The sequence below is a fragment of the Streptomyces sp. TRM64462 genome (genome assembly GCF_013362995.1).
Classification (GTDB): domain Bacteria; phylum Actinomycetota; class Actinomycetes; order Streptomycetales; family Streptomycetaceae; genus Streptomyces.
Window position 1 is genome coordinate 1 of sequence record NZ_JABWDV010000127.1, and the last position, 15,656, is coordinate 15,656.

Below are 15,656 nucleotides of genomic sequence, written 5' to 3' on the forward strand. Positions count from 1 at the left end.
CGGTGGCCGGCGCACGTACCCCGCCCCGGCGTCCGCCTCAGCGGCGTGGGCCCACCGTGTGCCGGCCGTCGCGGACGACGATGGCCAGGGCCGGGCACTGGTCGGCCGCGTCCAGGGCCCGCTCGTCGGCGGCGATCTCCTTCCGTACCGGCTCGGCGCTCGCGCCCTCCGGACGGAACAGATCGGGGGCGAGGCCCGCGCACATGCCGGAGCCCAGGCACTGCCCCTGGTCGATCTCCACGCTCCAGGTCACGCGGCCCCTCACCACCCCACCGGCATCTCGCGCGGGCCGCGCACCAGCATCTGGTTCTTCCAGACCACGTCGCCCGCCAGATGGAGCCCGGGGAAGCGGGTGATCAGCGCCTGCACCGCCTCCTGGAGCTCCAGGCGGGCCAGCGGCGCGCCCAGGCAGTGGTGGACGCCGTGGCCGAAGCCGAGGTGCTGCACACCGGTGCGGGTGATGTCGAGCCTGCCCGGCGCGTCGAACTTCAGCGCGTCGCGGTTGGCCGCGCCCACCGCCACCAGCACCGGCTCGCCCGCACGGACCAGGGTGCCGCCCACCTCGATGTCCTCCGTGGCGTAGCGCGGGAACGCGGCGGCGCTGCCGAGCGGCACGAACCGCAGCAGCTCCTCGACCGCGCCCGCCGTGAGGTCCGGGCGCTCGCGCAGCAGCTTGAGCTGGTCGGGGTGTTCGAGGAGGGCGTACAGGAAGTTGGGGATCTGGCTGGCGGTGGTCTCGTGCCCGGCGACGAGGATGCCGACGCACAGGTCGACGAGTTCGAGCTCGGTCAGCCGGTCGCCGGTGTCGCGAGCCTCGATCAGCGCCGTCATCAGGTCGGCACGCGGGTGCGCGCGGTGGTCCTCGATCAACCCGGCCATGTAGGCGCGCAGTTCGTCGCGGTGGCGCAGGAACTCCTCGGCGGTGAGCGAGCTCGTCGACAGGGCGGCGTCGCTCCACACGCGGAACCTGGGCCGGTCCTCCTCCGGTACGCCGAGCATGCGGCAGATGACGGCGACCGGAATGGGCAGGGCGTAGCGGTCGACGAGGTCGACGGGCGGCCCGGCGGCCTCCATCTCGTCCAGGAAGCCGTGCGCCAGCTCCCGTACCTGGGGTCTCATCTTCTCCACGCGGTGGACCGTGAAGGCCTTCGCCACGAGGGTGCGCAGCCGGGTGTGCTCGGGCGGGTCCATGCTGAGGATGCCGCTGTCCTGGCGGCCCTCGGACTGCCGCGGCTCGTCGTGCCGCAGCGCCTCCGCCCGGCTGAAGCGCCGGTCGCCGAGTACGAGACGGGCGTCGGCGTACCGGGTCGCGAGCCAGGCCGGCTCGCCGTAGGCCATGCGGACGCGTAACAGTCCGGGACGGTCGAGCGCTTCAGCGTACGCCTCGGCCAGGTCCAGCCCCTCCGGTTCGTTGAACGGGTAGGCGAGCGGTGTCGGTGTCTGCTCTTCGGTGGTCGTCATCGCGGGTGACCTTCCCCTGGGGTAAGCAGCCGCTCACGAACCTAGGTGGGCCGCGAGGGACGGTCAACCGTGCGTAACGTGGCGGTGCCGCACCGCACGCGCACCGCACTGTCTGTATAAGAATGCTAAGCATCGTATACACTTCCATGGTCCCGTACGCCCGACCCAGGAGCGCCCATGGCCACCGACCTGACCGGCCGCCCCTTCCTCAAGGAGCTGGACTTCACCGCCGAGGAGTTCCGCGGCCTCGTCGACCTGGCCGCCGAGCTCAAGGCGGCCAAGAAGGCGGGGGCCGAGGTCCAGCGGCTCCGGGGCAGGAACATCGCCCTGATCTTCGAGAAGACCTCCACGCGCACCCGCTGTGCCTTCGAGGTCGCCGCGGCCGACCAGGGCGCCTCCACCACCTATCTCGACCCTTCCGGCTCCCAGCTCGGCCACAAGGAGTCCGTCAGGGACACCGCCCGCGTCCTCGGCCGGATGTTCGACGCCATCGAGTTCCGGGGCAGCAGCCAGGACGCCGTCGAGGAGCTGGCCGCCCACGCCGGCGTCCCCGTCTACAACGGCCTCACCGACGACTGGCACCCCACGCAGATGCTCGCCGACGTGCTCACCGTCACCGAGCACACCGACAAACCGCTCGGCCAGGTCGCCTTCGCCTACCTCGGTGACGCCCGCTACAACATGGGCAACTCCTACCTGGTCACCGGCGCCCTCCTCGGTATGGACATCCGGATCGTCGCCCCCAAGGCCTACTGGCCGGCCGACAGCGTCGTCGCGCAGGCCCACGCGGCCGCCGAGGCGAGCGGCGCGCGCATCACGCTCACCGAAGACGTGGCGGAGGGTGTCCTGGGCGCCGACTTCGTCGCCACGGACGTGTGGGTCTCCATGGGTGAGCCCAAGGAGGTGTGGGGCGAGCGCATCGCCGCCCTCGCCCCGTACGCCGTCACCATGGACGTCCTGCGCGCCGCCGGAAACCCGCAGGTCAAGTTTCTGCACTGCCTGCCGGCCTTCCACGACCTCGGCACCGCCGTCGGCCGCGAGGTCCACGAGAAGTACGGCCTGGCCGAGCTGGAGGTCAGCGACGAGGTCTTCGAGTCCGCGCACTCCGTGGTCTTCGACCAGGCCGAGAACCGGCTCCACACCATCAAGGCCGTCATGGTGGCAACCCTGGCGGAGTAACCCCGTATCGCGCTCCGGTGACGACAGTCATGGAACGGTGATAGCTTCGGAGCAGGCAAGCGAGCAGCCACGCAAGCAGGCAGGGAAGCAAGGCACCAGCGTCGACGACGACGTCACAGGAGGCCGCACCGCATGAGCCCGTTCACCGGTTCCGCGCCCCGTACCGAGGCCGAGGCCTGGCAGCATCTGCGACTGACGGTGGACGACGGCGTCGCCACCGTCACGCTCGCCCGGCCCGCCCGGCTCAACGCCCTCACCTTCGGCGCCTACGCCGACCTCCGCGACCTCCTCGCCCAGCTGTCCCGGGAGCGCTCCGTACGCGCCCTCGTCCTCGCAGGCGAGGGCCGCGGCTTCTGCTCCGGAGGCGACGTCGACGACATCATCGGCGCCACCCTCGCCATGGACACCGCGCGACTCCTCGACTTCAACCGGATGACCGGCCAGGTCGTGCGCGCCGTCCGCGAATGCCCGTTCCCGGTGATCGCCGCCGTCCACGGTGTCGCCGCCGGGGCCGGGGCCGTGCTCGCGCTCGCCGCGGACTTCCGGATCGCCGACCCGTCCGCCCGCTTCGCGTTCCTCTTCACGAAGGTCGGCCTGTCCGGCGGCGACATGGGCGCCGCCTACCTCCTGCCCCGCGTCGTCGGCCTAGGACACGCGACCCGGCTCCTCATACTCGGAGAGCCCGTCCGGGCCACCGAGGCCGAACGCATCGGACTCGTCAGCGAACTCACCGACGAGGGCCACGCCGACACCCGCGCCGCCGAGCTCGCCCGGCAGCTCGCGGACGGGCCCGCCCTCGCGTACGCGCAGACCAAGGCGCTCCTCACCGCCGAGCTCGACATGCCGCTCGCGGCGTCCGTCGAACTCGACGCCAGCACGCAGGCGCTCCTCATGAACGGTGAGGACTACGCCGAGTTCCACGCCGCCTTCACCGAGAAGCGGCCCCCCAAGTGGCGGGGGCGGTGACCATGCGCGTCGCCGTCATCGGGGGCGGCCCCGGCGGGCTCTACGCCGCCGCCCTCCTCAAGCGCCTCGACCCGGCCCGCGACGTCACCGTCTGGGAACGCAACGCGCCCGACGACACCTTCGGCTTCGGCGTCGTCCTGTCCGACGAGACCCTCGGCGGCATCGAGCACGCCGACCCGGCCGTGTACGAGGCCCTCCAGCGGGAGTTCGTCCGCTGGGACGACATCGACATCGTCCACCGCGGCCGTCTCCTCACCTCCGGCGGCCACGGCTTCGCCGCGCTCGGCCGCCGCCGGCTCCTGGAGATCCTGCACGCCCGCTGCACCGAGATCGGCGTACGGCTCCGCTTCCGCACCGAGGCCCCGCCCGCCGCCGAACTCGCCACGGCGTACGACCTGGTCATCGCCGCCGACGGCATCCACAGCCGCACCCGCGAGGCCCACGCCGACGTCTTCCGGCCGCACCTCACGCCCCACCGGTGCCGCTACATCTGGCTCGCCGCGGACTTCGCGTTCGACGCGTTCCGCTTCGAGATCGCCGAGACCGAACACGGTGTGATGCAGCTCCACGGCTACCCCTACGCGGCCGACTCCTCGACAGTCATCATCGAGATGCGCGAAGAGGTATGGCGGGCAGCCGGGTTCGACGAACTCGACACCGGCGAGTCCGTCGCCCGCTGCGCCAAGATCTTCTCGGAGGCGCTGCGCGGCCGCCCCCTGCGGGCCGGCCACTCCACCTGGACGACCTTCCGCACGGTCGTCAACGAGCGCTGGTCGCACGACGGCCGGATCGTCCTCCTCGGCGACGCCGCGCACACCGCGCACTTCTCCATCGGCTCCGGCACCAAGCTCGCCGTCGAGGACGCCCTCGCGCTGGCCGCCTGCGTCGAGGAGCAGCCGACACTCGGCCGGGCCCTCACCGCGTACGAGGAGGAGCGCCGCCCGGTCGTCGCGTCCACGCAGCGGGCCGCGGCGGCGAGCCTCCGCTGGTTCGAGGAGCTCGCCGGCTACGTGGACCAGCCGCCGCGCCAGTTCGCGTTCAACCTCCTCACGCGCAGCCGCCGCGTCACCCACGACAACCTGCGCCTGCGCGACCCCGCCTTCACGGACGCCGTCGAGCGCGACTTCGGCTGCCCGCCCGGCACCCCGCCCATGTTCACGCCGTTCCGGCTGCGCGGACTGACCCTCCGCAACCGGGTCGTCGTCTCACCCATGGACCTGTACATGGCGGAGGACGGCATCCCCGGCGACTTCCACCTCGTCCACCTGGGCGCCCGCGCACTCGGCGGCGCGGGACTCGTCATGACCGAGATGGTCTGCGTCAGCCCCGAGGGCCGCATCACACCCGGCTGCACGGGCCTGTACACGGACGAACAGGCGGCGGCCTGGCGGCGCGTCACCGACTTCACGCACACCCGGTCACCGGGCACGGCGATCGGCGTCCAGCTCGGCCACTCCGGCCGCAAGGGCTCGACCAAGCTGATGTGGGAGGGCATCGACCAGCCCCTCGACCAGGGCAACTGGCCCCTGGTCGCCGCGTCCCCGCTGCCGTACCGCCCGGGCGTGAACCAGACGCCGCACGCCCTGGACAGCGCCGGCATGCGGCGGATCCGCGAGCAGTTCGTGTCCGCGGCCCGCCGCGCCGCGGCGGCGGGCTTCGACCTCCTGGAACTCCACTGCGCCCACGGCTACCTGCTGTCCGGCTTCCTTTCGCCGCTGGCCAACCACCGCACCGACGCGTACGGCGGCCCCTTGGAGAACCGCCTCCGCTACCCGCTGGAGGTCTTCGACGCGGTACGGGAGGCGTGGCCCGGCGACCGGCCCATGACCGTCCGCGTCTCCGCCACCGACTGGGCGCCCGGCGGTACCACCGCCGACGACGCCGTCGAGATCGCCCGCGCCTTCGCCGCGCACGGCGCCGACGCGATCGACGTGTCCACCGGGCAGGTCGTGCCCGACGAGCGCCCCGAGTACGGCCGCTCGTACCAGACGCCGTACGCCGACCGCATCCGCAACGCCCTCGGGGTCCCCGTCATCGCGGTGGGCGCGATCTCGTCCTGGGACGACGTCAACAGCCTCGTCCTCGCCGGCCGCGCCGACCTGTGCGCCCTCGCCCGCCCCCACCTGTACGACCCGCACTGGACGCTGCACGCCGCCGCGGACCAGTCCTACACGGGCCCCGCCGCCCCCTGGCCCGCCCCGTACCGCGCGGGCAGCCGTAAACCCCCCACAGGCCGTACGGACGCCCCGAAACCCCGGCTGACCCTCACGCGCCCGTGACGAATCCGGCGCCCAGGTCGCGGAGGCGGGTGTGGAGCTCCGCGAAGACCTCCGCGGCCCGGGCGCCCGGCCAGCCCGCCGGGAGCAGTTCCTCCGGCAGGCCGGGGTCGGCGTAGGGGAGGCGGCGCCAGGAGTCGAGGGCCAGGAGGTAGTCGCGGTACGCGTCCTCAGGGGAGCCCGTCGTCCTCTGCCAGTGGCGCAGCACCGGCTCGTGGCGGTCCAGGAACTCCTCGTGCTGCTTGGCGATCGCCGCCAGGTCCCACCAGCGGCCCACCGCCTCGGCCGTCGGGGTGAACCCCAGGTGCTCGCCGCGGAAGAAGTCGACGTACGGGTCGAGGTGCAGCCGCTGGAGGGTGTGGCGGGTCTCCTCGTACAGGGCCGCCGGGGCGATCCACACGCCCGGTGCCGCCGCCCCGAAGCCCAGCCGGGACAGGCGGGAGCGCAGCAGGTGGCGCTTGTGGCGTTCCTGCTCCGGGACGGAGAAGACGGCCAGGACCCAGCCGTCTGCGAGCTTCGGCTCCTCGCGCGCGTAGATGCGCCGGTCGCCGTCGTCCAGGAGCTGCCGGGCGTCCTCCGAAAGGGCGTACCCGGCCGCCCCGTCCGCCGTGCGCCGCGGCACCAGCAGCCCGCGCCGTTTCAGCCGGGACACCGACGACCGTACGGACGGCGCGTCGACGCCCAGCGCCCCCAGGAGCCGGATCAGCTCGGCCACCGGCATGGGGGCGTCGTCGGGCGTCCTCCCGTACGCGCCGTACAGGGAGACGATCAGGGAACGCGGAGTGTGCTGCTCGGCCACGCGATCACTTTAGGCACGCAGCTTGAACCGCTGCAGCTTCCCCGTCGCCGTACGCGGCAGTGCGTCGAGGAACACGATCTCGCGCGGGCACTTGTACGGCACCAGCCGGGACCGTACGAAAGCGCGCAGCGCGTCCGCCGTCGTCCCGTCGCGCGGCAGCCCGTCGCGCAGCACGGTGTACGCCACGACGACCTGCCCGCGCCGCTCGTCCGGGCGGCCCACGACCGCCGCCTCCAGCACGTCCGGGTGGGCCAGCAGCGCCTCCTCGACCTGCGGGCCCGCGATGTTGTAACCGGCCGAGATGATCATGTCGTCGGCGCGGGCGACGTACCGCAGATAGCCGTCGGGCTCGCGGACGTACGTGTCGCCCGTGAGGTTCCAGCCGTCGCGGACGTACTCGCGCTGCCGCTCGTCGGCCAGATAGCGGCAGCCGACCGGGCCGCGCACCGCGAGCAGCCCCTCCTCGCCGTCCGGGACAGGGCGGCCCGCCGCGTCCACCACGCGCGCCTGCCACCCGGGCACGGGCACCCCGGTCGTGCCGGGCCTGGCGGCGTCCCCGGCGGCCGAGACGAAGATGTGCAGCAGCTCGGTCGCGCCGATGCCGTTGATGAGCCTCAGCCCGGTCCGCTCCCGCCAGGCGTGCCAGGTCGCCTCCGGCAGGTTCTCGCCGGCCGACACGCACAGCCGCAGCGAGGAGATGTCGTACGCGCGCGTGGCGAGCTCGTCCAGCATCACGCGGTACGCCGTGGGCGCCGTGAACAGCACCGACACACGGTGCTCGGCGATCGCCGGCAGGAGCTGCTTCGGCCCCGACTGCTCCAGGAGCAGCGCGGACGCGCCCGCCCGCAACGGGAAGATCACCAGTCCGCCGAGCCCGAACGTGAACCCGAGGGGCGGCGACCCGGCGAACAGGTCCTCCGGTTCCGGCTTCAGCACGCGCGCCGAGAACGTGTCCGCGACGGCCAGCACATCGCGGTGGAAGTGCATGCACCCCTTGGGCCGTCCGGTCGTCCCCGACGTGAAGGCGATCAGCGCGACGTCGTCGGCGGCCGTGTCCACCGCCTCGTACGGCTCCGCGGATGCGCGCGCGGCCAGCCGCAGCAGGTCGTCGGGCGCGTCACCGCCGTACGCCGTGATCCGCAGCCCCGGCACCTCGGCCTTCACCAGGTCGTCGACCGACCGGATGTCGCAGAGGGCGTGGCTGACGGCCGCCATCTCGCACATCACGGCCAGCTCCCGCGGCCGCTGCTGCGCCAGCACGGTCACGGCCACGGCGCCCGCCTTCATGACGGCCAGCCAGCAGGCGGCCAGCCACGGCGTGGTGGGGCCGCGCAGCAGGACCCGGTTGCCGGGCACGACGCCAAGCGAGGAGGTCAGGGTGTGGGCGATCCGGTCGACCCGGTCGCGCAGTTCGCCGTACGTCCACACCCCGCCCGCGCCGTCCCGGAACGCGGGCCGGGCGCCGCCGAACCGCTCGACCGTGCGGTCCAGCAGCTCCGCGCCGCAGTTGACCCGTTCGGGGTACCGCAGCTCGGGCAGGTCGAAGACGATGTCCGGCCACTGCTCGCGGGGCGGCAGACGGTCGCGGGAAAAGCTGTCCAGATGCGCCGAAGGCGTCAGATCCATGAGTGCGCCCCCTTGTCAGTGGTGGGCTCGCTCCACGAGCGTATCGTGAAGGTGACGACAGTCAACGGTCCGCGATAGATGGGGGCTCGATGCCGGTATTCTCTCTCGAACCGTCACAAACCGCCTGGTGTGCGGAGCTCCGCGCGCTCGCCGCGGAACGCCTGCGCCCGCTCGCGGAGAAGGCGGAACCCGGCCGAGTGAACCGCCCGCTGGTCGCGGCGCTCGGCGAACTCGGCCTGATCAGCCGCCTGTTCACGGCGGGCGCCCTCGACCTGTGCCTGATGCGGGAGTCCCTCGCGTACGCCTGTACGGAGGCGGAGACGGCCCTGGCCCTCCAGGGCCTCGGAGCTCACCCGGTCGCCGCGTTCGGCACACCGGACCAGCGGGAGCGGGTGCTGCCGGGCGTGACGGCGGGGCGGACCGTCGCGGCCTTCGCGCTCAGTGAGCCGGACGCGGGCTCGGACGCCGCGGCGCTGTCGCTGCGCGCCGACCCGGACGGCGAGGGCCGCTGGCGCCTCACGGGCGAGAAACGCTGGATCTCCAACGCCCCGGAGGCCGACGTCTGCACCGTCTTCGCCCGTACGGCCGAGGGGGCCGGCGCCCGCGGCGTCACGGCGTTCCTCGTCCCCGCCGACCGCCCGGGCCTGACGGGCGAGCCGCTGGAGATGCTGTCACCCCACCCCATCGGCGCCCTGACCTTCGACGGCGTCCCGGTCGACCGTGCCGACGTGCTGGGCGAGGTCGACGCGGGCTTCCGCGTGGCCATGCACACCCTGAACCTCTTCCGCCCCAGCGTCGGCGCGTTCGCCGTCGGCATGGCCCAGGCGGCGCTGGACGCGAGCCTCGCCCACACCGCGACCCGTCAGGCCTTCGGGGGCCCACTGAAGGACCTCCAGACGGTCGCCCACCAGGTCGCCGAGATGGCCACCCGCACGGAGGCCGCCCGCCTTCTCGTGTACGCGGCCGCCGAGGCCCACGACACGGGAGCCTCCGACGTACGCGCCCGCGCGGCGATGGCGAAGCTCCTGGCCACGGAGACCGCCCAGTACGTCGTCGACGCCGCGGTCCAGCTCCACGGCGCCCGCGGCCTGCAACGCGGCCACCTGCTGGAACACCTCTACCGCGAGGTCCGCGCGCCCCGCGTCTACGAAGGCGCGACGGAAGTACAGCGCACGATCATCGCGAAGGAGCTGTACGCGCAGGAGCGGTACACGCAGGAGCTGCAGGCCACCCGCCAGGAGGAGCCCACGCCATGACCCCGCACCGCGTCAACCCGCCCGAACTGTCCCCGCCGACCGGCTTCTCGCACGCCGTCACCGCCACCGGGAGCCGCCTGGTCTTCCTGGCGGGCCAGACCGCCCTGGACGGGGACGGCAAGGTCACCGGGGACACCCTCCCGGACCAGTTCGAGAAGGCCCTGACCAACCTCCTGGCCGCCCTCGCCGCCGCCGGCGGAACCCCCGCCGACCTGGCCCGCGTCACGGTCTACGCGACGGACGTCGCCGCCTACCGCGCCCACGCCCCCGAACTCGGCCGCGTCTGGCGCCGCCTGGCGGGCCGCGACTACCCGGCCATGGCCGTCATCGGCGTCGTACGCCTCTGGGACGAACAGGCCCTGGTCGAACTCGACGGCTTCGCGGTCCTGCCCTAGGACTGCGCGGACGCGCCCTCTATGTTGCGGATCATCCGACGCAGGACCTTGAGGGCGACGACCCTCGACACCTCACGGTCGCCGCCCGACAGCTCGCCGAGCGAGGCGGTCACCTCCCCCAGGGCCGGCCCCCGCCCGCCGGCGTCCACGCGGTTCAGGGCCCACCACTCGGGCTGCGCCACGTCGACGCGGGCCATCGCGTCCCGGATGTACGTGACAACGGGCTCAACCGCACTTGAGATCAAGGGAGTCAGGAGTCCAGCAGGTTCCCCATCCACTCCTCGATGCCGTCCGGGGTGCGCGGCAGGGCGGACGACATCAGGCGCGCGCCGTCGGAAGTCACCACCAGGTCGTCCTCGACGCGGACGCCGATGCCGCGGAGTTCGGGCGGGAGGGTGAGGTCGTCGGGCTGGAGGTAGAGGCCGGGTTCGACGGTCAGGACCTGGCCCTCCTCCAGGACGCCGTCCAGGTACGTCTCCGCGCGGGCCTGGGCGCAGTCGTGGACGTCGATGCCCAGCATGTGGCCGCTGCTGCAGAGCGTGTAGCGCCGGTGCAGGTCGCCCTCCGGGTCCTTGAGGACGCCCCACTCGGCCAGGCCCTCCGCGATGACCCGCATCGCGGCGCGGTGGAAGTCACGGAACCTGGCCCCGGGCCGTACGGCCGCCATGCCGGCCTCCTGGGCGGCGAGCACCAGTTCGTACACCTGGCGCTGGACCGGTGAGAAGCGGCCGGAGAGCGGGAGGGTGCGGGTGATGTCGGCGGTGTAGAGCGTGTCGGTCTCCACGCCCGCGTCCAGGAGCAGCAGGTCGGAGGGGTCCAGGGGGCCGTCGTTGCGCGTCCAGTGCAGGACGCAGGCGTGGGCGCCGGAGGCGGCGATGGTCTCGTACCCCGTGCCGTTGCCCTCCGCGCGGGCACGCAGTCCGAAGACGCCCTCGATCCAGCGCTCGCCGCGCGCGTGGGCCAGGGCCTGCGGGAGGGACCGTACGACGTCCTCGAAGCCGGCTGTCGTGTGGTCGACGGCGAGCTGGAGCTGCTCCACCTCCCACGTGTCCTTCACCAGGCGCAGTTCGGACAGCGCGGCGGCCAGCTCCGGGTCCGTGGACGGCTCGCGGCCCGGCGGGAGCGTGCCGCGCAGGTCGTCGAGGTCGGCGCAGCGGATGCCGGTGAGGCGCTCGGCCTCGGCCAGGTCGGGGCGCCGGCCGACCCAGAACTCGCCGTAGCGGCGGTCGCGGTAGAACGCGTCGCCGGACCGCTCGGTGTCGCCGGCGCGCGGCGAGCGGGGGCGCAGATACAGGACGGCCTCGTGGTCGTGCGGGCCCGACGGCTCCATCACGAGGACGTGGCCCGGCTGGTCCTCGCCGGTCAGGCCGGTGAGCCAGGCGTACGCGCTGTACGGCCGGAAGCGGTGGTCGCAGTCGTTGGAGCGCACCCTCAACGCGCCCGCCGGGACCACCAGTCGCTCGCCCGGGAAGCGGGCCGACAGACGTGCGCGCCGGGCGGGCGTGACGGCCCTTGCGGGCACGCGGGCGTCGAGCGGCAGGGGTGACGGCGCCCAGTCCTGGCCCATGAAGCGGGCCAACTCGGTGGAGACGGACAGGTCGTGGCTGCCGATACGGGGGCGGTCGTGGCTGTCGTTCATCGGGCCTCCCGGAGGTTCGCCGGTGCGTTTCTCCGCAACGGGTGAGAGCAGAGGGGTTGTCAGTGCAATTTCACATTACTATGTTACAGCTCACATTGCAGTGGCATGCACGCCTCAAGCGTGTGGGCAACCCGCCGCTGCGGCACGGACGTTCGCGCCCGAAGAGGGGGCGCGAACGCACCCCCCATCACCTCCCACACACACCAGGAGCCGCAAAGGTGTTCCAGAAACCACGTCTGTCCGCCCTGCCCGGGCGCAGATCCCTGCGCACCGCCCTCCTCGCCGCCGCCGTCACCACCGCGCTGCTCGGCACGGCCGCCGGACCCGCCCACACGGCGGCTGCCCAGCCGTCCGGAGCGGCGCCGGCCGCCGCCCCGGGTCCCGAAGGCCGCGACGACCACCACCCGCACGACGAGGTGCTCCACCTCGGCAAGGCCCCGGCCCCGGCCGCCCCCACCGCCGACGCCCCCGGCGACCACCGCGCCGACGGCCGCACCCCCGGCCGGCAGAAGACCACCGACAGCACCTCCGGCCGGCAGAAGACCGCCGACAGCACCTCCGGCCGGCAGAAGACCGCCGACAGCACTCTCACCCGGCCGACGGCTGACGGCAGCACCACCCACGGACCTTCGCGCACCAGCACCACCACTACCGCGCCCTGCACCCTCGACGGCGTCACACGTCTCGGCCCCGAGCAGTTCGCCGACTTCCTCGCGGACCCGGCCGTCACCGCCGACGGCTGCCTCCGCGGCCTCATCTGGACCTGGGACGCCCGCCTCGCGCCCGTCATGTCCGACGCCCACGTCCAGGCCGTGTCCCGGCGCGCCACCGCACTCGCCGGGTCGCACGACGGCCGCAACTCCAGCCACCTGCTGGAGATGTTCACGTACCTCCACGCCGTCGTGTACCACGACCACTCACGCGGCGAGATCGACGTCACCGACGCCCCGACCGCCGAGGCCATGCGCCGCGCCATCTACTACTTCGGCACCGCGTCCCGCACCTTCGACGTCACCCGCACCAACGCCGAGACCCTCCGCGAGGCCCTCTACACCGGCAGCGCCCCGGGACTGCGTCACTCCCAGCTCGACCTGATACGCAAGGTCCTGGCCACCATGGACCGCTACCACCCCGAGACGTACGCGGACCCGTCCTGGGGCGGCGCCGTACTCGCCGGCCTCTCCGTCAACTACCTGGGCCTCTACTCCGGCAACAACGACACGTCGTTCCGCACCGTCGTCGCCCGCAACGACGCCTACCGCGCCGCCTTCCGCGCCTTCGCTGACCGCACCCACCTCAAGGGCACGCCCAACGAGTGGATCGTGCGCGACGCGCTCTCCGAGTACGCGCGCTTCGGCGAGATCGGCTCCCTCCGCAACCACATCGTCACCGACCTGGGCGCCCTCCTCGACCCGGTGACCGCCGACTGGGGCCGGGGGAGCGCCCCGTGGGCCAAGCTCGCGTCGTGGCTCAACTACTACCAGGCGTGCAAGCCGTACGGCGTCTGCAAGGACGACATCGAGCGGCTGCTGTTCCCGCACACGTACACGTACGACAACGGCAGCATGAAGGTGCGCACCGGACTCGACCGGGCCACCGTCGACCAGCTCTACTACGCGAGCAAGCAGGTCAAGGCGCAGTACCACCGGGTGCTCGGCACCGAGGCGCCGCTCGCCGGCGACCCCAACAGCACCCTGAACATCGTGCTGTACGCGTCGCGCGCCGACTACGAGAACTACCACCCGCTCCTCACCGGGATGGACACGAACAACGGCGGCATCTACATCGAGCGCGGCGCGACCTTCTACACCTACCAGCGGCGCGTGCCGCAGGACTCGCGGCTGACGCTGGAGGAGCTGTTCCGGCACGAGTACGTGCACTACCTCAACGGCCGCTGGGCGGTGCCCGGTTTCTTCGGTGAGGGCCCCTGGTACCAGAACGACCGCACCACCGCCATGGACGAGGGGACGGCCGAGTTCTTCGACGGCGCGACCCGCGACGACGGCATCGCGGTCCGCAAGTCGCTCGTCGAGAGCGTCATCCGGGACACGGCGGGCGGCGGCCCGCGCATGACCGTCGACCAGATCCTGCACGCCACGTACGCCGGCGACGGCTTCCGCTTCTACAGTTACGCCGGCACGTTCTTCGAGTACCTGTGGACCGAGCGGCCCGCCGTCCTGAAGGAGATGTACCGGCACCTGCGGGCGAACGACCCGGCGGCGTTCGACGCGTGGCGCGACCGGCTCGGCGGGGACCCGGCGGTCCAGCGCGGCTACGACGCCTTCCTGGACCGGCAGATCGAGCGGGTCGAGGAGCTGTTCGTGCCGGACACGACGTACACGCCGAACGACGGCCTGCGCGAGACGACCGCCGATGCCGTGCGCGCCGCGTTCGCCGGTGCGACCTCGTCCGACCCGCGGTGCACCGCCAACGGCGACACGGGCATGCCGCGCTTCCTCTGCACGGGCCGCGTCACCGCCCGCCTGGGCGACGCGGGGAGCCCGGACCAGGTGTTCAAGGACATGTCGGAGACCGTCGACTACTTCCTCCTCGACCGGGCGGCGCCCGCGTCCCCCAACCTGGCGGACATGAACTGCGCGTTCGGGGAGGTCGAGATCTGGTCGGACCGCACGGGCGGCACGTCCACGTACACCTGTGAGGGCCCGCTGCGCAGGTGATCCAAACGGCTCCGGACCTTGTGGCGGCTCAGTAACATGTGAAATATTACTGCGGTGCCCACGAGAAGATCCGAGACCTTCGACGCCGTGATCGTCGGAGCCGGAGTCGTCGGAGCGGCGTGCGCCTACTACGCGGCCCGCTCCGGCCTCTCCGTCGCCGTCGTCGACCGCGGCCCCGTCGCCGGCGGCACCACAGGAGCCGGCGAAGGCAATCTCCTCGTCTCCGACAAGGAGGCGGGACCCGAGCTCGACCTCGCGCTGCTGTCCACGGGGCTGTGGCGCGAACTCGCCGAGGCCCTCCCACCGGAGGACGCCATCGAGTACGAGCTCAAGGGCGGTCTCGTCATCGCACCCGACGAGACCGCCCTCACCGCGCTCCGCGCCTTCGCGGCGGGGCAGCGCGCGGCGGGCGTGACCGCGCACGAGATCCCCGCCGACGGACTCCGGGACCTGGAGCCGCACTTGGCGCCCGGCCTCGCGGGCGGCTTCCACTACCCGCAGGACGCCCAGGTGCAGCCCGCACTCGCCGCGGCCGCGCTGCTGCGGGCCGCCCGCCGCGGCGGCACGGCGGTCCGGCTGGGCGAGGAGGTGACGGCCGTCCTCACCGACGCGCGCGGCGCGGTACGGGGCGTGCGCACACCGCGCGGCGACGTCCACGCCCCGGCCGTCGTGAACGCCACCGGCACGTGGGGCGGGCGGTTCGCCGCGCTCGCCGGCGTGGACCTCCCGGTGCTGCCCCGGCGGGGCTTCGTCCTGGTGACGGAACCTCTCCCGGCCCGGCTGATCCGCCACAAGGTGTACGCCGCCGACTACATCGCGGACGTCGCCAGCGGGTCCGCCGACCTCCAGTCGTCCGCGGTGGTCGAGGGCACACCGGCGGGCCCGGTCCTGATCGGCGCGACACGCGAGCGGGTCGGCTTCGACCGTACGTTGTCGACAGAGGCCCTGCGGCGGCTCGCGGCCCAGGCCACGGCCCTGTTCCCGGTCCTGGCGGACGTCCACGCCATCCGCACGTACTGCGGCTTCCGCCCGTACCTCCCCGATCACCTCCCGGCCATCGGCCCCGACCCGCGCGTCCCGGGCCTCCACCACGCCTGCGGCCACGAGGGCGCCGGCATCGGCCTGGCCCCGGCCACCGCCCTCCTGGTCACCGCGGCACTCACCGACACCCCACCACCCCTGCCCCCGACACCATTCCGCCCCAACCGCTTCCCCCACCACAACGCCACCCCATGACCGCCCGGCCTGGACCGCCTGGACCGCCGGTTCCGCTGTGGGCGTTCGTGCCGCCGGTACCGCCGGTTTCGCTGTGGGCAGTCGTTCCTCCCCCAAGCACTTCGTGCAGGGGGGACCCCCAGGGCGGAACGGGTGGGCACAGCGG

The 15,656-nt window shown here is 73.0% G+C and carries 13 protein-coding genes; 7 read left to right on the forward strand and 6 right to left on the reverse strand.

The features are described from left to right. Nucleotides 1–37: 37 nt before the first annotated feature. Nucleotides 38–253, reverse strand: coding sequence for a ferredoxin (locus HTZ82_RS32705; RefSeq protein ID WP_175408211.1), 216 nt, complete (start codon nt 251–253; stop codon nt 38–40). 8 nt (nt 254–261) lie between these two features. After that, nucleotides 262–1,461 (reverse strand): cytochrome P450, encoded by a 1,200-nt coding sequence (locus HTZ82_RS05925; protein ID WP_175408212.1) that lies wholly within the window; start codon nt 1,459–1,461, stop codon nt 262–264. A 177-nt stretch (nt 1,462–1,638) separates the two neighbouring features. Here HTZ82_RS05925 and argF point away from each other — a divergent pair, with 177 nt between their 5' ends. From argF to HTZ82_RS05940, 3 genes are all read left to right on the forward strand, one after another. Beyond that, nucleotides 1,639–2,640 carry an ornithine carbamoyltransferase gene (gene argF / locus HTZ82_RS05930; RefSeq protein ID WP_175408213.1) on the forward strand — a complete coding sequence of 334 codons (1,002 nt, stop codon included), beginning with the start codon at nt 1,639–1,641 and terminating at the stop codon, nt 2,638–2,640. Nucleotides 2,641–2,772: 132 nt separating this feature from the next. Continuing rightward, nucleotides 2,773–3,606, forward strand: coding sequence for an enoyl-CoA hydratase family protein (locus HTZ82_RS05935; RefSeq protein ID WP_175408214.1), 834 nt, complete (start codon nt 2,773–2,775; stop codon nt 3,604–3,606). A 2-nt stretch (nt 3,607–3,608) separates the two neighbouring features. Beyond that, nucleotides 3,609–5,885, forward strand: a complete 2,277-nt coding sequence (locus HTZ82_RS05940; RefSeq protein ID WP_175408223.1) for a bifunctional salicylyl-CoA 5-hydroxylase/oxidoreductase — start codon at nt 3,609–3,611, stop codon at nt 5,883–5,885. On the opposite strand, the gene HTZ82_RS05945 is transcribed toward HTZ82_RS05940, so the two are convergent. Continuing rightward, complete coding sequence (locus tag HTZ82_RS05945) at nt 5,872–6,681, reverse strand: PaaX family transcriptional regulator C-terminal domain-containing protein (protein WP_175408215.1); 810 nt, start codon at nt 6,679–6,681, stop codon at nt 5,872–5,874. The two genes, HTZ82_RS05940 and HTZ82_RS05945, sit on opposite strands and share 14 nt — an antisense overlap. 9 nt (nt 6,682–6,690) lie before the next feature. After that, nucleotides 6,691–8,307: an AMP-binding protein gene (locus HTZ82_RS05950; protein WP_175408216.1), complete on the reverse strand. Its 1,617-nt coding sequence runs from the start codon at nt 8,305–8,307 to the stop codon at nt 6,691–6,693. Between the two features lie 89 nt (nt 8,308–8,396). On the opposite strand from HTZ82_RS05950, the gene HTZ82_RS05955 reads away from it, so the two are divergent. Both HTZ82_RS05955 and HTZ82_RS05960 read left to right on the forward strand, forming a co-directional pair. After that, nucleotides 8,397–9,563, forward strand: a complete 1,167-nt coding sequence (locus tag HTZ82_RS05955; protein WP_175408217.1) for an acyl-CoA dehydrogenase family protein — start codon at nt 8,397–8,399, stop codon at nt 9,561–9,563. Next, a complete protein-coding gene (locus HTZ82_RS05960) occupies nt 9,560–9,958 on the forward strand; it encodes a RidA family protein (RefSeq protein WP_175408218.1) in 399 nt (132 codons plus the stop codon). Before HTZ82_RS05955 ends, HTZ82_RS05960 begins: the two co-directional genes overlap by 4 nt. Here the strand turns inward: HTZ82_RS05960 and HTZ82_RS05965 are convergent. Then, nucleotides 9,955–10,155, reverse strand: a complete 201-nt coding sequence (locus HTZ82_RS05965; protein ID WP_175408219.1) for a hypothetical protein — start codon at nt 10,153–10,155, stop codon at nt 9,955–9,957. The genes HTZ82_RS05960 and HTZ82_RS05965 overlap by 4 nt on opposite strands. Nucleotides 10,156–10,208: 53 nt before the next feature. Beyond that, complete coding sequence (locus tag HTZ82_RS05970) at nt 10,209–11,597, reverse strand: aminopeptidase P family protein (RefSeq protein WP_175408220.1); 1,389 nt, start codon at nt 11,595–11,597, stop codon at nt 10,209–10,211. A gap of 218 nt (nt 11,598–11,815) precedes the next feature. On the opposite strand from HTZ82_RS05970, the gene HTZ82_RS05975 reads away from it, so the two are divergent. Together HTZ82_RS05975 and HTZ82_RS05980 are read left to right on the forward strand one after the other, a co-directional pair. Further along, nucleotides 11,816–14,275 (forward strand): collagenase, encoded by a 2,460-nt coding sequence (locus HTZ82_RS05975; RefSeq protein WP_375540786.1) that lies wholly within the window; start codon nt 11,816–11,818, stop codon nt 14,273–14,275. Nucleotides 14,276–14,329: 54 nt separating this feature from the next. Then, nucleotides 14,330–15,511: an FAD-binding oxidoreductase gene (locus tag HTZ82_RS05980; RefSeq protein WP_175408222.1), complete on the forward strand. Its 1,182-nt coding sequence runs from the start codon at nt 14,330–14,332 to the stop codon at nt 15,509–15,511. Nucleotides 15,512–15,656 lie beyond the last annotated feature (145 nt).